We start from the raw sequence: 21,533 nt of genomic DNA on the forward strand, positions 1-21,533 counted from the left end.
CAGGCGAAATTCTGACGCTGAAATGACGCTCGTGACGCTCTCCTGACGCTCGTCGGGAGGGCGGCCAGAGGGTGTGAATCCGCCCGCCAGCTGGGCCACTAGGGTCCGCTGGCGGGCGGTTGCGTTGGGCTGGAGTAGACGCTTCACGTCATGCAGTGGGCTCTGTGGTGCGGGTGTGGTGGTGCTGCCCAGTCAGTGGCTGTTGTTGTTCCGATTTTGAGCCGTGTCGCTCGAACGACAGTCTCAGTATCGGGTGACCATGGTGGGTGCCGGGCAGGAGAAGGCGGCGTACATGGCCGTCTCGACGCAGATCGTCGCGCGAGGCTCGCCGTGGTACCCAAGAAGGAGCGTTGCCCCTATTCGGATCGCCGACGCGCGAGATGGGCGATGATGTCGGCGGCGATCTCGACCCTCTCGGGCAGGACCCGCGTGATCGCGTCATACGCCTGCTGTCGCTTCGATTGCGGCAGTTGGAGATACGCCGAGACGGTCGACAGGTAGCCGACGTAATCAGGAGCGCTCATCGTCAAGCGCCGTTTGACGATGGCCTGCTGAACGTCGAGAAACAACGGAGACTGCTCCAGCTCCGTACCCGGCCACTGCATTTCCTCATCAGGAGCAGTCCCGTCGGGAGATGGAACCTCGTCGCTTTCCAGGAACGGCGCCCGCGCCGCACGCACAGACTCCACAACAGCTGGGTCAGCCAGCTGAACCTGGCCACCGAATGAGGCGAACACGCCCTCCGGTTCCAGTAGCGCGGCCGCTCTTGACCACCGACCCTCCGGGCGTGTCCAGTGCAGGGCTGCCGCCGCGTAGACCAACCCATAGGTCTCACATGGCCGCAGGTCCTCGAATGCGGCCCGCACTGTCGTCACGTTCGCTGGCACGGTCTTGTTCAGCTCGGCGAGCATGGCAGCGTCGGGCTCCGTCGCCGTGACCATGACCCCATGGTCAGCGAAGAGGCGGGTTGCTTTGCCTGTCCCCGCACCGATCTCCAGGGCCGTCCGGACCGGCCGGCCCGCGTACGTCATCACCAAGTCGAAGAGCTCCTTGGGATACCCCGGCCGGAACCTTTCGTAGGCTCCCGCGGTTGCGCCGAAGCTCAGTGCACGAGCAGACATACCGAGCATCCTGACACGAGCAATTTCTGTGACTCACCCCGGAGCGGTAAATCTACCCCCGGCAATGGGCGACGCACAGCGAGTGGATCAGACCGGTGCACGCGGCCTCCTGCCGAGGCATCAGCCGGAAGAGCCGATATGAGAGCGCACCGGTTCCGCCAGTACCGCACGCGCCCCCTCGAAATCCGCGAGCCGGGCAGCGGCCGTCGCCACCGCGAGTCGCTGCGGTAATGCGGCCGAGAACTTCAGTCCGCTCACCGCGCGGTGGTCCACGTCCGGGAGGACCAATGCCGCGCCTGCGTCCGTGCTGTCCCATGCCGTGCGCCAGACATCGGGAAAGGTCGCGCTGGTGCCCGCGGCGGAGCGCCGGTTCGCCTGTGCCGTGCGGCGGACGAAGGCCCGGGCCCCCACGGTGAGGACCTGATGCGCGAGGTCGCGCGGCTCTTCGGCTGGACCCGGCTCGGCCCTGACATCAGGGACGAGCTGACAGGGGACATCGACGCGCTGATCACCGATGGGGCTCTGGTGGAAGCCGAGGGCGGGAGCATGTACGCCGGGGACGGCTGAGGGCCCGGGCGCGATCGTGCCCGCCCCGGGTGCATGGGGGTATGGGACGGGGCTGCACAGTGGATCGGGCATTCGCGCTCGGCAGGATCCTCGCCCATGGAGTGGAGGAGCCCGAACCGCCCACAATCGTGAGACTGCCCGGGAATTCCTCACCGCGACCGCGGCGCTTTCCCCTCGCGCATGTCTCAGTGGCCCGAATCACCATGGCGGCCGTTGCACCTTGACATCGTGTCAACGCCTAGCGTTCTGCTTATGAAGCGCACCAGGCGGTGAGGCGCCGTTCTGCCTCTGAGCTCTTGGGCGCGCTCGACCACCTGAATTCCGCTTGCGCGGCCACCTGTTCCGAAGCCCTTGATCCGGAGAACCCACCCTCCATGAAAGTCAGCGTTTCCATCTTCCAGACCACCCGGTCCGCTCCCGTCCACGACCTCGCGCGGGACCTCGAGCAGCGCGGCTACGACGCCCTCTACTTCTGCGAGCACACGCACCAGCCCGCGCGCGTCGCACGCGAGAAGCCGGACCTGGAGCGGCGCTTCAGGGAGACCTTCGACCCGTTCGTCACCGCGCACGCCGCGGCCGCGGTGACCGAGCGGCTGCGGGTGGGCTCCGCCATCTCGCTGCTGGCCCAGCACGAGCCCATCGCCATGGCCAAGCGCCTCGCGACGCTCGACCGGCTCATCGGCGGCAGGCTCGACGTCGGAGTGGGCGCCGGCTGGATCGAGGACGAGATGCTCACCCACGGGGTCGATCCGAAGCGGCGCAACGGGCATCTCGCCGCGCACGCCCGGGCCGTCAAGGCGCTGTGGTCCGGTGAGCCGGTCACCTTCTCCTCGCCGTACGTCTCGTTCGAGGAGATCGTCGTGCAGCCCACCCCGCTGCAGCGGCCGGGGCCCCCGGTCTACGTCGCGGGGGCGGGCCCGCGCGCGCTGGACCGCATCCGGGCCTTCGGGGACGGCTGGATGCCCGACTACGGGTCCGTCGACCCGCGCACGCTCCTCGCCCGGCGTGACCAAGTGCGGGAGCTGGAGCAGGAGACGGGCCGGCGCATCCCGGTCGTCGTGATGGGGGTGCCGCACGACCCGCACGTCATCGAAGCACTCGCCGAGGCGGGAGTCGACCAGGTCGCGACACTCGCGCCGTCGGCCCCGCTGGCCGAGATCCGCGCGTTCCTGGCGCCCTTCGAGGAGAGCATCCGCGTGGCCCTCGGTGGGGAGCCGAGGGCCTAGGCGATCGGGCCGGGGGCGGTCGCGCGGCCTGTGAGCACCGCAATGTACTGGCGTGTCCGGCTGAGTGATTCGATCTCGTGCGAGATCCGCTCGTACTCGTCGTCGAGCATGGCGGCCAGCTCCTGGCATGTCGTCGAGATGTCGATGCCCTCGTGTGCGCAGTCGATGAGCAGGGAGATGTTCTGCGTGCTCACACCGCCGTCCAGCAGGAACCGGATGAGCAGGACCCGGGATACGTCCTCCGGGTCGTAGAGGCGGTGTCCCAGGTCGGTGCGGTGGGGCGTCAGCAGGCCGCGGCTCTCGTAATAGCGCAGGAGCCGTTCGCTGACTCCCGTGGCCTCGGCCATTTCCCCGATGCGCAGGTGCCGCCGGGGCTGTGCCGCAGCCGCACCAGCGGGAACGGTGGTGTGCTCGGCCATCCTGCGCGTGGTGATCGTTTCGTCGAGCCCTACCGACACTGTTGCCCCCTGTTCCGGACGCAATGGATACGTCCCACCACGTTCAACCGGAGTGGCCAGGGAGATCATCCCGCACGCTCAGGAAGCGGCTGGCGGTTCTGCCGGCGGTGCGGCCTCGCCCCGCCCGGCGAGCCTCGGGAAGTGCAGGTCGAAGCGCAGTGCCGCCATGCGGATGGCGAAGACCGTCGCGGCGGCGACGATCGTCGTGGGGGTCGGAGCCGTCCCCAGCCAGTGCAGGAGCAAGTAGACGCCCGCGCCCGCGGCCGCCGCCGTGGCGTAGATGTCCTCGCGCAGCAGCAGGGGCGGGAACTGGCCGCACAGCAGGTCGCGTACGACCTCACCGGTCACGCCCGTGAGCACCGCCAGCATGATCACCGCGAGCGGGGTGGCGCCCGCGTCGGCGGCGGCGCGGGCGCCGATCACCGTGACGACCGACAGGCCCACGGCGTCCACGGTCATCAGGCTGCGGTGGGGGAGCCGCCGGTGGCGCAGGAGGGTCATCGTGGCGACGGCGGTGGCGGCGACGACGGTGAGCAGGATCCAGTCGTGCGTCCAGTACAGCGGGTGCCGGTCCAGGATCAGATCGCGCAGGGTGCCGCCGGAGATGGCGGCGGCGAAGGCGAGGACCAGGCCCCCGAAGGGGTCGAGCCGCGCCTGGTGGGCGGCGAGCACCCCGCTGGCCGCGAAGGCGGCGATGCCTGTCAGGTAGAGCACGTACAGCACCATGTCTGCCTCCCGCCGGATGATGCGTATGACTTCGGCGGGGCACCCTCGACCCAGCGCACAACCACGCCAGCCAACCAGCGCCGCCCCGGTCCCGGCTTCGGTCTTTCGGCCATACGTATACGGCCGAAAGACCATTTCTTGCCCGACTTCTTGCCCGACCGGCTCTGACAGGGCTTGTCCGTCGGCGCTCGGTGGCGTCCGGGGGCCCTGTTCTCCGTTCTCCGGACGAGCACGAGCCCTTCCGTGCCCGCGCTGATCCCGTGGAGACAGGGGCCGTGGACGCGCGCCCACGGCCGACCGGTGGCACGCTGAATCCATGGCCCGGCGCAATGCCGAGATCGAGGCGCTGCTCCAGGAGTACGCCGACCTCGTCGCGATCACCGGTGGCGACGCCTTCAAGGCGCGCGCCTACGAGAAGGCCGCGCGGGCGATCGGCGGCCACCCGGTCGACGTGGCGAAGCTCGACGCCAAGGCCCTGCGCGACATCCCCAATGTCGGGAAGTCGATCGCCGAGAAAGTCGAGGAATACCTGCGCACCGGTCACGTCTCCGCGATCGAGGAGACCAGGACAGCCGTCCCGGCCGGCGTACGCGAACTCATCGGCATCCCGACCCTCGGCCCGAAGAAAGCCCTGGCACTCCACGAGGAACTGGGCGTCTCCTCCGTGGCGCAACTTCTCGACGCGGTCCGCGAAGGTCGCCTGCGTGACCTCAAAGGATTCGGCGAGAAGACCGAGGCCAACATCCTCCACGGCATCGAACTCATGCAGAAGGCGGGTGGCCGCATTCTGCTCGGCGCCGCCATGGATGCCGCCGAGCAGATCGTCGCCGAACTCTCCCGGGTGGAGGGCTGTGAAGGGTGCGCCTACGCGGGGTCGCTGCGTCGCATGCGGGAGACGATCGGGGACATCGACATTCTCGTGGCCGCCGAGCGGTCCGCCCCGTTCATGGAGGCGTTCCGCGAGCTCCCGGATACCGCGGAAACCATTGTGAGCGGCCACAAGAAGACCTCGGTGCGCACGACGAAAGGGCTTCAGATCGATCTGCGTGTGCTGCCACCGTCCTCTTGGGGAGCGGGACTTCTCTATTTCACCGGCTCGAAGGCGCACAACATCCGCGTCCGCGAGATCGCTGTCCATGGCAAGTACAAGCTCTCGGAATACGGCCTCTTCCACGCCAAGAGCGGACGGAAGATCACGTCGGCCACCGAGGAGGAAATCTACGAGAGGCTGGGGCTGCCCTGGATCCCGCCGACGCTCCGCGAGGACCGCGGCGAGATCGCCGCGGCACTGCGAGGAGAGCTCCCCGAGTTGCTGGAGGACGGCGACATCCGTGGTGACCTGCACACCCACACCGACCTCACCGACGGCCTCGCCTCCTTGGCGGACATGGTGGCCGCCGCTGCCCGCCGCGGCTACTCCTACTACGCCGTCACCGACCACGCCCCCGACCTCTACATGCAGCAGATGACCGACGCGAAGATGCTCGCCCAGCGGAAGGCCGTGAGGGAACTCGACGGAAAACACCGCAGGATGAGGGTGCTGCACGGCACCGAACTCAATATCGGGCCCGACGGCGGGGTGGACTGGCCGGACGAGTTCCTGGCGGGCTTCGATCTGTGCGTGGCCTCCGTGCATTCCCACTTCAACCAGAGCCGCGACGACCTGACCCGACGGCTCGTGCGTGCCTGCGAGAATCCTTACGTCGCCGTACTGGGACACCCCACGACCCGGCTGATCGGCAAACGCCCGGGAATCGACGCCGACTTCGACGCGGTCTTCGAAGCGTGCGCGCGTACCGGCACGGCGCTGGAGATCAACGCGCACCCCGAGCGGCTCGACCTTTGCGACGAGGACATCCTGCGTGCGAAGCGGTACGGCGTGAAGTTCGCGGTGAACACCGATGCCCACTCAACCACCCATCTCCCGTACATGCGTTACGGCGTGGGTACGGCGCAACGCGGCTGGCTGACGAAGGACGACGTCATCAACGCCTGGCCGCTGCAACGCCTGCGGCGCTTCCTGCATGCGGGGCGCGGGAGTTGACCCTGGGTCAGGGCAGCTTCGGGGCGGCCTCCTGAAGCCGGGCTGCGCACCCGGGTTCCCGGGCCGGATCGTGCAGAACTGTTTCTCCACAAGCAAACGCATATTCGATTCCATGGGCCCTACTCTCTGTAGTCCACCCGGCACACGGAGGGATCGGAACCATGGACGCTCTGCGGCACATCGCCGCCCACCTGGCACTCGACGTCACCGCGATCTGCCTGCTGACCTTCGCTCTCTACTGGCGGCGGCACCGCCGTCGCGATCTCGTACCCGCTTATCTGGCCCTGAACGTCGGGCTGTTCACCGTCGTCGCCGCGCTCGCCGAAGTGGGCGGCGGAGGCGGGACGGCGCTGGGCTTCGGTCTCTTCGGAGTGCTGTCGATCGTCCGGCTCCGGTCCGACTCCGTGCAGCACGAGGAGGTCGCGTACTACTTCACCACGCTCGTCCTCGGCCTCGTCTGCGGGCTGCCGCAGCTTTCGCTTCCCCTCGCGGCGGGGCTCGCAGCCGTGCTGCTCCTGACCGTCTGGGCCGCGGACAGCCCGCGCCTCCTGGCGCGCTCCCGCCGGGCCGTCGTGACCCTCGACACCGTGCACAACCGCTCCACCACGCTGCGGGCCGACCTTGCCCATCGGCTGGGCGAACCGCTCCACTGGACGGTCATGGAAGTGGACTTCGTCCGCGACCTCATGGTCGTCGACGTGCGCTACCGCGAATCCGGCCCGGAGCCAAGGGCCGTCTCCCGGGAACTGGGCGACGACTTCGCGCGCGAGCCGGCGGACCCGAAAGCGGCTCGGCCGGCCACGGCCGCCGGCGCCACGCCTCGGCCCGTGCCCGCCTGGGGGTCGGCATGACGACCGTACGGACACCGCTCGCCCCACCGCCGACGGCGACCGGAGGCATCGCCGACACCTGCCGGGCCGGCGGGCTGCGGGTCGTCACCGACGCCCGGCACGGCGCGGGGCTCCGGGCCGGCACCGGCGCCCGCCGGGCCGCCGGGGGCCGGGCCGGTACGGACGCCCGACAGGTCGTCACCGACACCGCGTACGCCGTCGCACCGGTCTCCCTCGCCGCGGTCAACGAGCGCTCCGCTCTCCTCGCCCGCTTCGACCGGAGCTATCTGGTGCCGGTCGAGGCCTTCTCGCGGATGGTGGAACGGCTCACCGACCCCCGACACCCCGGTGGGGCCTTCCGGGCGCTGTCCGTCGACGGGCGGCGCGCCTTCCGCTACCACTCCGTCTACTACGACACCCCCGGCCTGCGGTCCTTCGACGACCACCGGCGGGGACGCCGTTGCCGCTTCAAGATCCGTGAGCGTGTCTACGAGGACACCGGCGAGCGGCAGTTCGAGATCAAGCTCAAGGGCGGCCGCGGTGACACGGTGAAGCACCGCCGCCCGCTGACCGGGCGCGACAGCCCGCTCGGCGCGAACTGCCGGGCGTTCCTCGCCGAGGCCCTGCGGCACGCGTACGGCATCGACGTCCCCGACGGGCTTTCCCCCTCCCTCAGTACCGACTACCTGCGGATGACGCTGGTCGCCGACGGGGAGCGTGTCACGTGCGACGCGGGGCTGGTCTGCGCCGACCTGCGGACGGGGCGGGCCGTGCGGTGCGACCAGGCTCTCGTCCTGGTCGAGGTGAAGACGGCCGGTCACCTCGGCGCGGCCGACCGGGTGCTGCACGCCTGCGGGATGCGGCCCGCTGTCTTCACCAAGTACTGCGGAGGGCTCGCGGCCTTGCGCCCCTCCGCCCCCGCCAACCGCTGGCGCCGAGCCGCCACCCGCGCCTTCGGACCGCCGGGAGGGGCGCCCAAGCCCGAGGGGAGGAACTCGTGGTCGCGATAGAGATGCTCGCAATAGAGGGGTGAGGCGGGAGGTGGGCAAGCCTCGGCGGGGATGGGGCTGGGTCTCGGGCCCTGGAGCTGGGCGGCGGAAGTCATGGTGTCGCGGTGCCGCGCCCCGTGAGGAGCGAGGGAGCGGCCAGCCAGCCCCCCCCCGCGAACGCCGAGGCGGGCACCCGGCGTGTGAGAGGGAGGGGAGTCGTCCGGGGGCTCGGCCTACTCGCAGTGGGCTAAGAGGACTTCGCCGGAGCGGGGCCAGGCGGTGGGCGGCGTCGCCTGCCGTGAGGCCGAGGCGGGCAACGTCGTCGACGGCGTCACCGTGGTCCAGGGCCTGGTTCGAAGTCGGTTCGGCCGTGTCCCCCAGCGGCAGGCCGTCCGTGAGGTTGCGGGGCCTTCACTCCGAGGCGGCGCCCCCGCCCACCTCCCGTTCGCGTCCGCCCGGGTGGCGGTGGCGCCAGAGCCAGAAGACGGCGCTGCAGCCCACCGCCCATGCCCCGAGTACCGCGAACGGGAAGGCGTGCTGGTGGCCGCCGAAGTAGACGGCCGTGTGCTGGGCGTTGACCGAGGCGCCCGGCGGCAGCCAGCGGCCGATCGTGCCCAGGAAGGAGGGCAGCAGCGGCCAGGACACCGCGCCGCCGGAGGAGGGGTTGCCGAGCAGGATCAGCAGGCTCCACGTCGGCAGCATCGCCCAGCGTCCGATCAGCGTGTTGAACATCGTGAAGACCATCCCCGACGCGAACATCGTCAGCGTCAGGATCAGCCACGACTCCGTGAACGGCAGCCGCAGCGCGCCCAGGCCCCAGTCGACCACGGCGGCGATCGCGAAGCCGCCGAGCGCCGACTGGAGCAGGGTGAAGGCGATGCGCTCGCCCGGGTTCAGCCGGGCCGCGTGCACGCTCAGCTGGATCGCGCCGATGAAGCCGACGACCGACGCGGCGAGCGAGATGTAGAACAGCGCGAGCCCACGCGGGTCGCCCTTCTGCAGCGGCTTGATGTCCGTGACCGTCACGGGCACGCCGATGGCCGCGCCCACCCGGGGCGCCGTCTCCGTCAGCAACTGCGCGACCGAGGCACCCGACGCGCCCGCCACGGACAGCGCGGCGCGCCCGTCCCCGCGCTGCTCCAGGATCGCGAACACCCGCTGCTCCTCCACCGCCCCCAGGGCCTGCCGGTACGTGGCGTAGTGGTGCAGCTTGAGCGTGGCCCCGAGGGCCTTCTCCATTCCCTGCACGAACTGGGCCCGCTTCACCTCGGAGGCGGGCACCCCGGTCACGGCGGTGGGGATGCTGCGGGGCGTGGGGTTGGCCATGCAGTAGGTGTACGACCCGGCGAAGAGCCCGGCGGCCGCGGCGACCAGCACCACGAGCACGGTGGCCGGGAAGAACGGCGACCGCCGGAACGCCGTCCAGTGCCCACCGGGAGCGGGCCCGCCCGCCGGTCCGATGCTGTTTCCCGCCGTGTCTTCCTCGCTCACGCCCCTACCATAGGCGTGCAAAGAGGGCTATACGGGCATCTGTGCCTCACCGCTCGCGGCGGCCGTGGCTCAGGTGACCGTCGTGCGCTGCTGGAAGCGCTCCGCGTGGTGTTCTCCGGAGGCCACGACCTCGCTCAGCTGCCGCACCGCCGACAGCACGTCCCCATGGGTGACATAGAGCGCGTTGACGCCGAAGCGCAGCATGTCCGGGGCGCGCATGTCACCGATGACGCCGCGCGCCGAGAGGGCCTGCACCAGCGCGTAGGCGTCCGGGTGGCGGAGGGTCACCTGGCTGCCCCGGCGCTCCGGGGCGCGTGGGGTGACCACGGTGAAACCGTCCAGCAGGGCGTCCGCGCAGTCCAGGAAGAAGGACGTCAGGGACAGGCTCTTGGCCCGTACGTCCGCCATGGCCACGCCGTCGAACGCCGTCAGCGCGGCCTCCAGGGCCAGCATCGACAGGATCGGCGGCGTGCCGATGCGGCCCCGTCCGACGCCCGCCGCCGGTGCGTAGTCACCGCTCAGCCCGAACGGTTCGGCGTGCCCGTTCCAGCCCGTGAGCGGCTGGTCGAACGCCGCCTGGTGGCGCTCCGCGACGTACAGGAACGCCGGGGCACCGGGCCCGCCGGACAGGAACTTGTAGCCACAGCCCACGGCCAGGTCCGCGCCCAGCTCGTCCAGCCGGACGGGAAGCGCGCCCGCGGCGTGACACAGGTCCCACAGCATCAGCGCGCCCGCCCGCCGCACGGCCTCGGTCGTCGCGGCCATGTCGTACAGCTCGCCCGTGCGGTAGTCCACCGGGGAGTAGCCGGCGACCGCGACCCGTCCGCCCTCCCGCGCCAGGAAGTCCGGCAGTTCGGCCGGCGGCACCCGGAGCACCTCCAGGCCGAACAGGCGGGCCACCGAATCGGCGATGTACTGGTCGGTGGGGAAGTGCCCCGGGTCCGTCAGCATCAGCTCGCGGCCGGGCCGCAACCGGACCGCCGCCGACAGGGCGTTGAACAGCTGGACGCTCGTGGAGTCACCGGCCAGCGTCTGCCCCGGCGCCGCGCCGATCAGCCGCCCGACCGCGTCCCCGACCCGCAGGGGCGCCTCCCACCACGCGTTGTCGTTCCACGACCGGATCAGGTCCGTGCCCCACTGCCGGTGCACGGCGTCCGCCATGACGGGAGGCACCGCCGCGGGCAGCGCCCCGAGGGAGTTGCCGTCCAGATAGACGACCCCCTCCGGCAGCAGGAACCGTTCCCGCACGGCGGCCAGCGGGTCGGCGGCGTCGAGCGCGCCCGCGCGGGCCGTCAGGGCGTCGAGGTCGTGGGTGATGGCGGTGGTCACCGCGAGGTCCTTTTCTTGTCGGGAACGGCCGCCGCGGGTCCGGGTCGAAAGCGGCGGCCGGAGGGGGAGGGGCGGCCTACGAACAGTGCGTGCGGGCCAGCCGGGCCAGCGTCTCGATCACCGACCGGCTCGCCGGCGACCCCGGCTCGATGAGCGTGTAGTGCCCGGTCCCCGGCAGCATCACGAGTTCCGCGTCCGTGTGCACGGACATGTAGCCGGTGAACTGCTCGTGCGGCAGCTCCTCGTCCACCTCGCCGTGCAGCACGACCGTCGGCACACCGGTCGTACCCGGCCCGCGGAGCATCGTCAGCGGGTCCACGGACGGCAGCAGCGACTCCACCCGGTCGGCGGGGCCGAGCAGTTCGAGCCCGGCGCCGTTGCTGAGGTCCTCACGGATCGTCGCGGCCAGGTCGGTGATCGGGGCCAGCGCCAGCACCGCCGTCGGCAGCTCGGTGGTGTGCCACGGCGAGTCCTCGGGCAGCAGCCCGCGCGCACCCGCCCACAGCGCGAGGTGGCCGCCCGAGCAGTGACCGGCCAGCACGTACGGCCGCCCCGCCGGGATCGTGTCCAGCAGCAGCGCGATGTCGTCGAAGGTGGCGGGGTACCCGCCCGCACCACCGGCCCGGCGGAAGCCGGGCAGCACCGTGGTGAAGCCGTTCTTCGCCAGATGCGCGGCGAACGGCGTCAGGTGCATCCGGTCGTACCGCCAGTAACCACCGTGCAGCAGGATCACCAGCGGCGCGTCCGGGTCCTCCGCGGGCCACAGGTCGTACGCCTGGTGCGGATGCTCGCCGTACTTGTGATGGGAGGGCGCGAGGACCGGCCGGAGGCTCAGCACCCGGCGCTCCTCCTCGGCCGCGAAATCGGAGATCGTCCTAGACATAGCTGCGGGCCGTCCATACCTCGGGGAACACGGAACGGGCGGCGCGCTTCTCCAGGAAGGCCACGCCCGGGGAGCCGCCACTGCCGGTCTTGGCGCCCATCGCCCGCCGGGTGGCCAGCAGATGGTCGCTGCGCCAGCGCAGCACCAGCTCGGCGATGTCGGTGAGCGCCTCGCCCAGCGCCACCAGCGGGTCGCTCTGCGGGCCCGCGTAGATCTGCCGCCAGACCTCCTCGACGCCGACGTCCGCCTGGTACGCCACCGTCCGGTCCCGCTCCAGCACCCGCTCCGGGACGGGCAGTCCGCGCCGGTGCAGATACGCCAGCACCTCGTCGTACAGCGACGGCTGGGTGAGGGCGTCCTCCAGCTCCGCGTGCACCCGGGGATGACCGCGGTGCGGCTGGACCATCGAGCGGGACTTGTCGCCCAGCAGGAACTCCATGTGCCGGTACATCGCCGACTGGAAGCCGGACGCCTCGCCGAACGCCGAGCGGAAGCCGTTGAACTGCGCCGGGGTCAGCGAAGCGATCGGCCGCCACGAGTCGTTGAGCGCCTGGAGCGAGCCGAGGCTCCGGCGCAGGGCCTCCATGGCCCGCTCGGGGTCGTCCTTCATCAGGGAGTCACGCGCGGTGCGCCACTCGTGCACTATCAGCGTGAACCACAGCTCCATCACCTGGGTCGTGACCAGGAAGGCCATCTCACCGGGGTCGTTGGAGAGCGGCTGCTGGAGGTTGGTGAGCACCGAGGCGTGGACGTAGTCCTCGTACGGGGTCGTCCCCTCGAACTCCAGCAGGGAGTCGTCCTCTTCGGCCGCCGCGGGGGCGGGTGTGCGTGTGCTGTCAGTCATGGGTCTCCTCGGACAAGGGCCCCGCCGGCCGTCAGGCGCAGGGCGGAGGGCTGAGGGAAGGTGCTCGGGCCGCGGCGAGCGGTGCGGTCCGCTCGCCGCGCGGTGTCCCGGGCAGGCGGCGGCGGTCGCGTCCCGGCGCCGCGCCCCGGCCCGTGCTTTCGGGCGACCGGTGGGTCACAGGCCCAGGTGGGCGCCTCCGGTGGCGTCCAGATACTGACCGGTGACCCAGCGGGCGTCGTCGCTCGCGACGAAGGCCACCACGTCGGCGATGTCGGAGGGCTCGCCGACCCGGTTGAAGGTGGAGACGGCCGCGTACACCGCCCGCACCTCGGGGTTCTTCAGGGTGGGGTTGATCTCGGTGTCGACGAAGCCGGGCGCCACCGAGTTCACGGTGATCCCGCGCGGGCCGAGCTCCTTGGCGAGGGCGAGGGTGAGCGTGTCGATCGCGCCCTTGGTCATCGCGTAGGCGGAGATGTGCGGGATGGCGATCCGGGTGACGGCGGAGGAGATGTTGATGATCCGGCCGCCGTCGCGCAGCCTGCCGAGACCCTGCTGGATCACGAAGAACGGCGCCTTGACGTTGACGGCGAAGACCTGGTCGTAGTCCTCCTCCGTCACGGCGGCGATCGGCTTGGGGAGTGTGACGCCCGCGTTGTTGACCAGGATGTCCAGGCCGGGCTCCGCACCGTACCGCGCGAGGCCCTCGTCGAACGCCTCCCACAGCGCGACGGCGTCGCCGCTCACGCCCAGTTCGGCCTGGAAGGCGAACGCCTTGCCGCCGGCCGCCTCGATCAGGCCGACGGTCTCCTTCGCGGCCGTGGCGTCGTGCCCGTAGTGGACGGCCACCAGCGCGCCGTCCCGGGCCAGCCGCAGCGAGATGCTCCTGCCGATGCCCCGGCTGCCACCGGTCACCAGCGCGGTCCTGTCGGCAAGACTGCCCATGGTTGCTGTCCTTACGTGTCGCTGTGCGTCGATGTCGTCGTACGGTGCGCGGTGGCGCCAGGAGGGCCCGCGCGGGGCCGCTCAGGCGTCGAAGTCGAGCCCGACCTCGTCCGAGTCCGGCCGCGCCCGGCAGGCGAGGGTGTAGCCGCCCGCCAACTCGGCCTCGCCGAGGGCGTACTGCCGGTCCATGCGCACCGAACCGGAGACCACCTTGGCCCGGCAGGTCCCGCACAGGCCGTCGCGGCAGGAGTACGGGGTCTCGGGCCGGGCCCGGAGCACGGCGTCCAGCACCACCCGGTCCGCGGGCCCCATGGTGGCCACGGTCGTCCGCCCCGCGAGCCGCGCGGTGATCCGCCCCTGCCGCCCCGGTACGTCACCGGCGTCGGCCTCCCGCGGCCCGTCGGCGGTCGAGAAGAGCTCGAAGCGCACCCGGGCCGGGTCGGCCCCCCAGCAGGCGAGCGCCTCACGCACCGACTCCACCAGCCCCCAGGGGCCGCACAGGTAGAAGAACCCGCGGTCGTCGGGCTCGGCGCCCAGCAGGGCCAGCAGCTTCGTCAGCCGCCCGCTGTCGACCCGCCCGGAGAGCAGCTCCGCCTCGCGCGTCTCCTGGGAGAGCACATGGAGCACGAAGAACCGGTCGACATAAGCGTCCTTGAGGTCGGCGAGCTCGTCCGCCAGCAGCACCGACGCCGCCGTCCGGTTCGCGTAGACCAGCGAGACCCGGCACGTGGGGTCGTCCCGCAGCGCGGCCGCCGCCATGCTCAGCAGCGGCGTGATGCCACTGCCGCCCGCGACCAGCACATGGTGCGCGCCCGGACGGTCCACCAGCCCGAAACCCCCCGTCGGCGGGGAGAGTTCGAGCGCGTCGCCCACGGCCAGCCGCTCCGTGGCGTACTCCGCGAAGCCACCGGGCCCCAGGCGCTTGACCACCAGGCGCAGCCCGGAGCGCTCCCCGGGCGGCAGGCAGACGGAATAGCTGCGGCGCAGCTCCGGCCCGCCGTCGCCGTCCGGGAGGTGCCGGACGGCCACGTGCTGCCCGGCGCGGTGGGCGAAGGCCCCCGTCAGGTGGTCCGGTACGGCCAGGCGGATCGCGACCGCCTCGTCGGACGCCCGCTCCACCTCCGTCACCCGCAGCCGGTGCCACACTCCCGCGTGCGGCGCGGCCGCAGGGCCGGTCGTCACCGATGTCGTCGTCATGGCGGTCGTCACATCGCCTTCAGATGAGCGAAGGTCTCCTGGCACGCGGTGCACACCAGGACGGCTTGGCAGCGGGTCGCCCCGAACGCGCTCTGCGGACGCGTCGCCACGGAGCCGCAGTTGGGGCAGGGCAGACCCAGCCCGAGCCGGACCGGCAGCGGCGCCCCGGCGGCGCCCGGCGGGGCGATGCCGTTCTCGGAGAGCTTGCGGCGGCCCTCGGCGCTGATCCAGTCGGTCGTCCACGCGGGCGAGAGCAACTGCCGTACGCGCCCGTCCGGATGCCCGCACTCCGCCAGTGCCTCCCCGATCCCCGCCTCGATCGCGGGCATCGCCGGACAGCCCATGTACGTCGGCGTGATGGAGACCTCCAGCGTGCCGTCCGCCGCCACCTCCACCGCACGGATCACCCCGAGGTCGTCCAGGGTGACCATGGGGAGCTCCGGGTCCGGCACGGTGTTCACCCGCGCCCGGACCTCCTCGGCGGACAGCCGGGTCACGGCGCTCACCAGGTGCCCCCCGGATACTGCCGGCGCACCGACTGCAGCTCGGCGAGCAGCGGGCCGAACGCCTCCGTGTGCAGCCCGGACCGGCCGCCGCTCGCCTGCCAGGACGGCTTGGGCACGGTCAGCCCGGCCTCCGCCAGGACACCGGCCACCGCATGCTCCCAGTCGGCCCGCAGCCGCGCGGGAGCCACCGCCGTGCCGTCCGCGTCGAGCCGCTCCACCAGCTCGTCCGTCTCGAACAGCTCGCCGGCGTAAGGCCAGACGCGGTCCAGCCCCGCCTGCATCCGGCGGTGACTCTCGGCCGTGCCCCGGCCCAGCCGTACGGTCCACTGGGAAGCGTGCATCCAGTGGTACTCGACCTCCTTGGCCGCCCGCGCGCCGAAACCCGCCAGCGTCGCGTCACCGGCCTCCGCCAGCGCCGTGCACAGCAGCATGCTGTACCGCGCGTAGACCAGCTGCCGGGCGATGGTCACCGCGAAGTCGCCGTTGTCCAGCTCCACCAGCAGGGCGTTGCGGAAGTGGCGCTCGGTCCTGCCGTAGGCCAGGTCGTCGTCACTGCGGCCGGTGCCGTCCCGCTCACCGCTGCACGCGAGCAGCGTCCGGGCGTGCCCGAGCAGGTCCAGCGCGATGTTCGACAGCGCCAGGTCCTCCTCGATGGTGGGCGCCTTCGTCACCCACGCGCACAGCCGCTGGCTGAGGATCAGCGCGTCGTCACCGAGCCGCAGGGCGTACGCGGCGACGTCCCGGGTGCGGGCCTCTGTGGGGCTAACCGTCATGGCTGCCACCCTCGTTCAGCGCCACATAGTGCTCCGGATACCGGTACGGCTTGTCGGCGGCGTTGCTGAACAGCGGGTCCTTCTCGCTCGGCGAGGACGCGCGCACCGCGTCGGAGCGCACCACCCAGATGGACACCGACTCGCCCCTGCGGGTGTACAGATCCCGGGCGTTGGCCAGCGCCATGTCCGCGTCGGCACCGTGCACCGACCCCACATGCTGGTGGGACAGGCCGCGGCGCGGCCGGATGAACACCTCCCACGGAGTCTGCACCCGTGCGGTCCGCTCGCTCATGCGCTCTGCCCTTCCTCGTACCCGCCCGCCGCGTAGGCGTCGACGGCCTCCCGCACCCAGGCACCGTCCTCGTGAGCCGCGACCCGGTGCGCCAGCCGCTGCCGGGCGCACTGCGAGTTGTCCGCCAGTGACTCCCGGAACAGCCGCCAGTCGATCGGGCTGAAGTCGTAGTGACCGCGTTCCTCGTTCCACCGGATCGCCGGGTCCGGCAGCGTCACGCCCAGCCGCTCGGCCTGCGGCACCACGTTGTCGACGAACCGCTGCCGCAGCTCGTCGTTGGTGTGCCGCTTGATGCCCCACGCCATGGAACGCCGGCTGACCGCAGCGCCCATCGCCGCCGTACGGTCGTCCGCGCCGCCCGCCGTCGTGTCCGGAGGGCCGAACATCAGCGCCACCGCGGGCAGCCACCAGCGGTTCACCGCGTCCTGCGCCATCTCCTTCTGCTCCGCCGTCCCCCGGCACAGCGACCACAGCACGTCGTAGCCCTGCCGGACGTGGAACGCCTCCTCCTGGCACACCCGCCGCATGGCCCGCGCGTACGGCCCGTACGAGGTGTGGCACAGCGGCACCTGGTTGACCACGGCCGCACCGTCCGTCAGCCAGGCGATCGCCCCGGTGTCCGCCCACGTCAGCGCCGGGTGGTTGAAGGTGGCCGCGTAGCGCTGGGTCCCGCTGTGCAGGGCGTCCAGCAGCTCGGCACGCGACACCCCCAGGGTCTCCGCCGCCGAGTACAGATAGAGCCCGTGCCCCGCCTCGTCCTGCACCTTGGCCAGCAGGCTCGCCTTGCGGTGCAGCGACGGCGCCCGCGTCAGCCAGGCACCCTCCGGCTGCATGCCGATGATCTCGGAGTGCGCGTGCTGGGCGAGCTGCCGGAGCACCATCCGCCGGTAACCGTCCGGCATCCAGTCCCGAGGCTCGATCCGCTCGTCGGCGGCCAGCAGCGCCTCGAAGTGCTCGGTGAAGCCCTCTTCGCCGCTCGCGTCGGTGGTCGTCACCCTGAGAGCACCTCGCTCACTCCTTCGTCCTCGACTGCCGGAGGCGACAGTGCCTCCAGACATAAGGAGTACGGAGCGGGGGAGTTCCATCCCTGCGCATCCGTTCCGGACCCGTGACGAAGATCACGAAAGGTGCATGGAGTGTGAGGCCGCGCGGGCAACTCTTCATCATCGGGCAGACCGCTCGCGAAGCAGCGGCGGCACCGCGACGAAAGGAACAAGCATGAGCACCGTACGGGAGATGCTCGTCGAGCTGACCGGCACGCCGGAGTTCGCCGACAGCATCAGCGACGACGCCGACCTCAGCGCCAGCGGCATCGACTCCGGTGACCTGGTGCGCCTGGTCCTCCTCATCGAGCAGCGCACCGGCGCCGAGGTCACCGCCGAGGACATGGACCAGCTCACCACCATCGCGGACTACGAGCGCTTCGTCGCCACCCGCGGCGGGGCCGCCGCGCAGCCGAACGGCTCGTGATGTGGCTGACCCAGCTGGCGGAGCGCAACCGCCAGTGCTTCCCCGACCGGACGGCCCTGGTGGACGAGCACCGCTCCGTCACCTGGGCCGAGTTCGACGACCGGACCGGCCGGCTCGCCCGCGGGCTGGCCGGCCTCGGCATCCAGCGGGGTGACCGCGTCGCGGTGCTCTCCCTGGACCGCATCGAGGTCATGGAGACGTACTTCGCGCTCGGCCGCCTCGGCGCGCTCTTCGTCCCCCTCAACCACAGCCTGACCCCCGCCGAGGTGACCGGCATCGCCGAGCGCACCGGGGCCGTCGCCGTCATCGGCGAGGCCGCGCTCCTCGACCGCCACCCCGACCTGCCCGTCCGGCTGCGGATCGCCATGGAGAGCGAGGAGTTCGCCGCCCTGGGCACAGCCGGCGGACCGGACCTGCCCGACCTGCCCGACGACACCCCGGCCGCGATCCTGCACACCTCGGCCACCACCGGACAGGCCAAGGGCGTCACCGTCGACCACGCCTCCTTCCGGGCCATCGCGCTCGGCTGGCTCGCCGTCGCCCGGCCCGCCGACGACATGGTCCTCGTCAACTGCTGCCCGCTCTACCACGGCAGCATGGTCGTCTCCCTGACCTACATGGCCGCGGGCGCCACCGTCGTCCTCATGCCGGGCTTCAAGCCCCAGACCGCGCTCGCCGCCGTCGAGAACCACCGCGCCACCCACATCTGGCTCGTCCCGCAGATGCTCCGCTTCCTCCTCCAGGCGAAGGCCGTGGAGAGCACCGACCTGTCGACCCTGCGCGAGATCCTCTACGGCGCCTCGCCCATGCCCGTCGACATCTACGCCGAAGCCGCCGCCCGCCTCGGCTGCGGCTTCCGCCAGGTCTACGGCATGACCGAGGTCGGCGGCCCGTTCGTCACCCTCGGCCCCGACGAGCACCCCGCGCCGGACGCCGTGCCCGACCTGATCCCCGCCGGACGGGTCGTCCCCGGCATGTCCGCGCGCGCCCTCGACGACCGGGGCGAGGAAGCGGCGCCCGGCACCATCGGCGAGATCGTCGTCCGCGGCCCCGGCGTCATGCGCGGCTACTGGGGCAACGACGCGGCCACCGCCGAGATCACCGTCGACGGCTGGATCCGCACCGGCGACCTCGGCTACATCGACCGCACCGGACTGATCCACCTCGTCGACCGCAGCAAGGACCTCATCATCCGCGCCGGGCAGAACGTCTACCCGACCGAGATCGAACGGGCCCTGCGCACCCACCCGGCCGTCCAGGACGCCGCCGTCGTCGGCACACCGGACCCCGACTACGGCGAGGTCCCCCTCGCCTACGTCGTCGCCGACGAGGGCACCGGCACCGCCGAACTGCTGCGCCACGTCGCCGGACAGCTCGCGCCGTACAAGCGGCCCCGGCGCATCGAATTCATCGACCAGGTGCCCAGGAACCCGGCCGGGAAGATCCTCAAGAAGCTGCTGCACACCTGACCATGGCGACCCTGACGGACCGGGCCGGGGCCGAGCACGCGCTGCTCGCCCTCCGCCCGGTCCTCGCCGCCTCCGGCATCGCACTGGGCGTCGCCACCGACGGCGGGGAGCCTTTCGGGCCGGGAGAGGCGGAGCTGGCGTCCGCCATGCCGGGGCTCCGGCGGCGGGACTTCCTCGCCGGACGCCGTGCCGCCCGCCGGGCGCTCGCCCTGGCCGGCCTGCCGGTGGCGGAGATCCTCGCCGACGGCCGCCGTCCCGTCTTCCCGGACGGCTGCGTCGGCACGATCAGCCACTCCGGTGGCCTCGCCGTCGCCCTGGCCGCCCCGGCCTCCCGCTTCCGTGCACTGGGATGCGATCTGGAGACCCGCGGACTGCCGCTGGAAGCGGCCCACTTGGTGCTCTCCGAGGACGAACGGGCCTGGGTGGCCGACTCGGAGCGACGGCTGCTGTTCGCGTTCTCCGCGAAGGAGACGGCGTTCAAGGCGCTCTCGGACCCCACGCCGTCGCGGTTGCTCGACGTCGGGCTGCGGGCGGGGCGGGGCGGCGGCTTCCGGGCTTGGCGGGGTGGGGTGCCGGAGCGGGGGCTGGATGTACGGGCTCATGATGTGGCCGGCAGTGCGTTCACTTGGACTGCGCGCTAGGCCCCTGGTGCCGCCTGCGGCGGGGGCGCCCTGCGGGCGCGTCCTCAAACGCCGGACGGGCTGATTGTGCGGACCGTGGCCTTGATTCTGCGGCCGGGTGCGCATTTCAGCCCGTCCGGCGTTTGAGGACAGCGCGCGAAGCGTGCTTCGGGGGTCTGGGGGCTTGCCCCCAGTTTCGGGAAGGGGCGGGTAGGGGAAAAGCCCGCCGCAGGCGCCGAGGCGCGCGCGGCGGGCCCGCCCCGAGGATCACGCCGTCGCGTTCACCAGGACCGCCATGTTGCCCGCAGGGTGCTCGTTGTCGTGGATCAGCTGATGCGCCTTGCCGATCTCGTCGAAGCCGAGCGTCAGCGACAGGCAGGGGTCGACGAGCCCCTGCCCGATCAGCTCGGTGACCTCCCGTGCCTCACGCGCGTTGGAGACGTGCGACCCCTGGAGCCGCTTCTGCCGCATCCACAGGAACCGCAGGTCCACATCGCCGTTGTAGCCGGTCGTGCCGCCGCAGATGACGACCATGCCCGCGTTGTCGCACAGGTACATGGACGTGGGGATCGTGTCCGCACCGGAGTGCTCCAGGACGATCCGGGGCGCCCGGCGCTCGCCGAGCACCTCCCAGAAGCGGCGGCCGAACGCGCGCGCCCCCTTGAGCCACTCCGCCATGGCGGCCTCGTCGGACGTGTCCGGCAGCCGGCCCCAGTGGTCGAAGTCCCGCCGGTTGATGTAGCCCTTGGCGCCCAGTTCGACGCAGTACTCGCCGCGTTCGTCGCTGGAGACGACCGCGATGGGTATGCCGCCCGCCCGCCGGACCAGCTGGATGGCCATGCAGCCGAGCCCGCCCGCACCGCCCCAGATCAGCACCGGGTCGCCGGGCCGCACGGTGTGCGGGTCCCAGCCGAACAGCTGGCGGTACGCGGTCGCGGCGGTCGCCATGTAGCAGGCCGCCTCCGCCCAGGACAGCCGCTTCGGCTTCGGGTGGCACATGTACTCGTCCACGACCGTGAACTGCGCGAAGGAACCGTAGTTCTCCTCGTAGCCGTACACGCTCTGCGTCGAGGACGTGGAGGGGTCGGCGCCCAGCCGGATGTCCTCGGCGGTCTCGTCCCACTGGTTGGCCAGGATGACCACCTCGTCGCCGAGGGCCACGTGGCGCACGTCCTCGCCGACGGCCCACACGATGCCCGACGCGTCGGAGCCGCCGATGTGGAAGTCCTCCGTCGCACCGCGCCGCTGCCGGGTGGCGACGACGTCGACCGGGTCGCCGAGCGCGGCCCAGACGTTGTTGTAGTTCACCCCGGCGGCCATCACCTTGATGAGCACCTGGCCGCGCCCGACCTCCGGCACGTCCACGACCTCCGTGCGGAAGGCGTCGATGGGCATGCCGTAGCGCTCGGGGCGGATGAGGGACGCGTACATGCGCTTGGGCGCCTGCCCCAACGGGGGCGCGTCGCCGAGCTCGTAGAGGTCCTGGGTCACTGGGTGGCTCCTGACGGTTCGGGACGGAGACCGGCGGTGTGCTCGGTCGTGCTGGTGGAAGCGGAGCGGGCGGCGGCCCGCTCCAGGTGGTCGAGACAGGCACGGTGACCGGTCGCCGGCAAGGTGACCGTCCAGCCTTCCGGTACGTCGGCGAAAGCGGGCCACAGGGAGAGCTCCCCGGCCGCGTTCGTGAGCACCAGATGCGACTCCTCACCCTGGCCGGGGTCCTCGAACGGACTGCGCACGGTTCTACCTTTCCTTGCTG

Annotated in this window: 23 protein-coding genes and 1 pseudogene; 8 read left to right on the top strand and 16 right to left on the bottom strand. The window is 71.6% G+C overall.

Annotated elements, in window-relative coordinates; translation table 11 throughout:
• Positions 1 to 356 precede the first annotated feature (356 nt).
• Together ACFY1P_RS18110 and ACFY1P_RS18115 are read right to left on the bottom strand one after the other, a co-directional pair.
• Positions 357 to 1,121 carry a class I SAM-dependent methyltransferase gene (locus tag ACFY1P_RS18110; RefSeq protein ID WP_361523518.1) on the bottom strand — a complete coding sequence of 255 codons (765 nt, stop codon included), beginning with the start codon at positions 1,119 to 1,121 and terminating at the stop codon, positions 357 to 359.
• A 120-nt stretch (positions 1,122 to 1,241) separates the two neighbouring features.
• Positions 1,242 to 1,457 (bottom strand): annotated as a pseudogene (locus ACFY1P_RS18115) (hypothetical protein); the annotation flags it as partial.
• A gap of 87 nt (positions 1,458 to 1,544) precedes the next feature.
• Between ACFY1P_RS18115 and ACFY1P_RS18120 the strand changes: the two are divergent.
• Both ACFY1P_RS18120 and ACFY1P_RS18125 read left to right on the top strand, forming a co-directional pair.
• Positions 1,545 to 1,688 (top strand): hypothetical protein, encoded by a 144-nt coding sequence (locus ACFY1P_RS18120; RefSeq protein ID WP_390751101.1) that lies wholly within the window; start codon positions 1,545 to 1,547, stop codon positions 1,686 to 1,688.
• A gap of 374 nt (positions 1,689 to 2,062) precedes the next feature.
• Positions 2,063 to 2,914 carry a TIGR03619 family F420-dependent LLM class oxidoreductase gene (locus ACFY1P_RS18125; RefSeq protein WP_361523510.1) on the top strand — a complete coding sequence of 284 codons (852 nt, stop codon included), beginning with the start codon at positions 2,063 to 2,065 and terminating at the stop codon, positions 2,912 to 2,914.
• On the opposite strand, the gene ACFY1P_RS18130 is transcribed toward ACFY1P_RS18125, so the two are convergent.
• Both ACFY1P_RS18130 and ACFY1P_RS18135 read right to left on the bottom strand, forming a co-directional pair.
• Positions 2,911 to 3,333, bottom strand: a complete 423-nt coding sequence (locus ACFY1P_RS18130; RefSeq protein ID WP_390751102.1) for a MerR family transcriptional regulator — start codon at positions 3,331 to 3,333, stop codon at positions 2,911 to 2,913. The two genes, ACFY1P_RS18125 and ACFY1P_RS18130, sit on opposite strands and share 4 nt — an antisense overlap.
• A 117-nt stretch (positions 3,334 to 3,450) precedes the next feature.
• Positions 3,451 to 4,098: a TRIC cation channel family protein gene (locus ACFY1P_RS18135; RefSeq protein ID WP_361523505.1), complete on the bottom strand. Its 648-nt coding sequence runs from the start codon at positions 4,096 to 4,098 to the stop codon at positions 3,451 to 3,453.
• A gap of 316 nt (positions 4,099 to 4,414) precedes the next feature.
• On the opposite strand from ACFY1P_RS18135, the gene polX reads away from it, so the two are divergent.
• From polX to ACFY1P_RS18150, 3 genes are all read left to right on the top strand, one after another.
• Positions 4,415 to 6,142: a DNA polymerase/3'-5' exonuclease PolX gene (gene polX, locus ACFY1P_RS18140; RefSeq protein ID WP_390751103.1), complete on the top strand. Its 1,728-nt coding sequence runs from the start codon at positions 4,415 to 4,417 to the stop codon at positions 6,140 to 6,142.
• A gap of 161 nt (positions 6,143 to 6,303) precedes the next feature.
• Positions 6,304 to 6,993, top strand: a complete 690-nt coding sequence (locus ACFY1P_RS18145) for a DUF4956 domain-containing protein (RefSeq protein ID WP_390751104.1) — start codon at positions 6,304 to 6,306, stop codon at positions 6,991 to 6,993.
• Positions 6,990 to 7,982, top strand: coding sequence for a polyphosphate polymerase domain-containing protein (locus ACFY1P_RS18150; RefSeq protein WP_390751105.1), 993 nt, complete (start codon positions 6,990 to 6,992; stop codon positions 7,980 to 7,982). The genes ACFY1P_RS18145 and ACFY1P_RS18150 overlap by 4 nt, the downstream gene beginning before the upstream one ends.
• 390 nt (positions 7,983 to 8,372) lie before the next feature.
• On the opposite strand, the gene ACFY1P_RS18155 is transcribed toward ACFY1P_RS18150, so the two are convergent.
• The 10 genes from ACFY1P_RS18155 to paaA all read right to left on the bottom strand — a co-directional run bounded on the left by ACFY1P_RS18155 (position 8,373) and on the right by paaA (position 17,276).
• The gene (locus ACFY1P_RS18155) at positions 8,373 to 9,422 is read right to left on the bottom strand and encodes an ABC transporter permease (protein ID WP_361523564.1); all 1,050 of its coding nucleotides are present in this window, start codon (positions 9,420 to 9,422) and stop codon (positions 8,373 to 8,375) included.
• Between the two features lie 99 nt (positions 9,423 to 9,521).
• The gene (gene kynU, locus ACFY1P_RS18160; RefSeq protein WP_390751106.1) at positions 9,522 to 10,781 is read right to left on the bottom strand and encodes a kynureninase; all 1,260 of its coding nucleotides are present in this window, start codon (positions 10,779 to 10,781) and stop codon (positions 9,522 to 9,524) included.
• Between the two features lie 76 nt (positions 10,782 to 10,857).
• The gene (locus ACFY1P_RS18165; protein WP_390751107.1) at positions 10,858 to 11,664 is read right to left on the bottom strand and encodes an alpha/beta hydrolase family protein; all 807 of its coding nucleotides are present in this window, start codon (positions 11,662 to 11,664) and stop codon (positions 10,858 to 10,860) included.
• On the bottom strand, positions 11,657 to 12,508 hold the full coding sequence (locus tag ACFY1P_RS18170) for a tryptophan 2,3-dioxygenase (protein WP_390751108.1): 852 nt from the start codon (positions 12,506 to 12,508) through the stop codon (positions 11,657 to 11,659). Before ACFY1P_RS18170 ends, ACFY1P_RS18165 begins: the two co-directional genes overlap by 8 nt.
• 174 nt (positions 12,509 to 12,682) lie before the next feature.
• Entirely contained in the window at positions 12,683 to 13,450 is a 768-nt protein-coding gene (locus ACFY1P_RS18175; protein WP_361523488.1) for an SDR family oxidoreductase, read from the bottom strand.
• Between the two features lie 81 nt (positions 13,451 to 13,531).
• A complete protein-coding gene (locus tag ACFY1P_RS18180; protein ID WP_390751109.1) occupies positions 13,532 to 14,647 on the bottom strand; it encodes a 2Fe-2S iron-sulfur cluster-binding protein in 1,116 nt (371 codons plus the stop codon).
• 8 nt (positions 14,648 to 14,655) lie between these two features.
• On the bottom strand, positions 14,656 to 15,156 hold the full coding sequence (paaD, locus tag ACFY1P_RS18185) for a 1,2-phenylacetyl-CoA epoxidase subunit PaaD (protein ID WP_390751170.1): 501 nt from the start codon (positions 15,154 to 15,156) through the stop codon (positions 14,656 to 14,658).
• Positions 15,150 to 15,926 carry a 1,2-phenylacetyl-CoA epoxidase subunit PaaC gene (gene paaC, locus ACFY1P_RS18190; RefSeq protein WP_390751110.1) on the bottom strand — a complete coding sequence of 259 codons (777 nt, stop codon included), beginning with the start codon at positions 15,924 to 15,926 and terminating at the stop codon, positions 15,150 to 15,152. The genes paaD and paaC overlap by 7 nt, the downstream gene beginning before the upstream one ends.
• On the bottom strand, positions 15,916 to 16,218 hold the full coding sequence (gene paaB / locus ACFY1P_RS18195; protein WP_116214376.1) for a 1,2-phenylacetyl-CoA epoxidase subunit PaaB: 303 nt from the start codon (positions 16,216 to 16,218) through the stop codon (positions 15,916 to 15,918). Before paaB ends, paaC begins: the two co-directional genes overlap by 11 nt.
• The gene (paaA, locus tag ACFY1P_RS18200) at positions 16,215 to 17,276 is read right to left on the bottom strand and encodes a 1,2-phenylacetyl-CoA epoxidase subunit PaaA (protein ID WP_390751111.1); all 1,062 of its coding nucleotides are present in this window, start codon (positions 17,274 to 17,276) and stop codon (positions 16,215 to 16,217) included. The genes paaB and paaA overlap by 4 nt, the downstream gene beginning before the upstream one ends.
• A 160-nt stretch (positions 17,277 to 17,436) precedes the next feature.
• Between paaA and ACFY1P_RS18205 the strand changes: the two genes are divergently transcribed.
• The 3 genes from ACFY1P_RS18205 to ACFY1P_RS18215 are packed head-to-tail and all read left to right on the top strand — an operon-like array spanning position 17,437 to position 19,798.
• Positions 17,437 to 17,688 carry an acyl carrier protein gene (locus tag ACFY1P_RS18205; protein ID WP_361523474.1) on the top strand — a complete coding sequence of 84 codons (252 nt, stop codon included), beginning with the start codon at positions 17,437 to 17,439 and terminating at the stop codon, positions 17,686 to 17,688.
• On the top strand, positions 17,688 to 19,157 hold the full coding sequence (locus tag ACFY1P_RS18210) for a class I adenylate-forming enzyme family protein (protein ID WP_390751171.1): 1,470 nt from the start codon (positions 17,688 to 17,690) through the stop codon (positions 19,155 to 19,157). The genes ACFY1P_RS18205 and ACFY1P_RS18210 overlap by 1 nt, the downstream gene beginning before the upstream one ends.
• A gap of 2 nt (positions 19,158 to 19,159) precedes the next feature.
• Complete coding sequence (locus ACFY1P_RS18215) at positions 19,160 to 19,798, top strand: 4'-phosphopantetheinyl transferase superfamily protein (RefSeq protein ID WP_361523469.1); 639 nt, start codon at positions 19,160 to 19,162, stop codon at positions 19,796 to 19,798.
• A gap of 246 nt (positions 19,799 to 20,044) precedes the next feature.
• On the opposite strand, the gene ccrA is transcribed toward ACFY1P_RS18215, so the two are convergent.
• Together ccrA and ACFY1P_RS18225 are read right to left on the bottom strand one after the other, a co-directional pair.
• On the bottom strand, positions 20,045 to 21,208 hold the full coding sequence (gene ccrA / locus ACFY1P_RS18220) for a crotonyl-CoA carboxylase/reductase (protein WP_361526505.1): 1,164 nt from the start codon (positions 21,206 to 21,208) through the stop codon (positions 20,045 to 20,047).
• Between the two features lie 56 nt (positions 21,209 to 21,264).
• Positions 21,265 to 21,513 carry an MbtH family protein gene (locus tag ACFY1P_RS18225; protein ID WP_390751112.1) on the bottom strand — a complete coding sequence of 83 codons (249 nt, stop codon included), beginning with the start codon at positions 21,511 to 21,513 and terminating at the stop codon, positions 21,265 to 21,267.
• Positions 21,514 to 21,533 lie beyond the last annotated feature (20 nt).

Origin of the sequence: Streptomyces sp. NPDC001407 (assembly GCF_042895325.1) — a bacterium.
Taxonomy (GTDB): Bacteria; Actinomycetota; Actinomycetes; order Streptomycetales; family Streptomycetaceae; genus Streptomyces.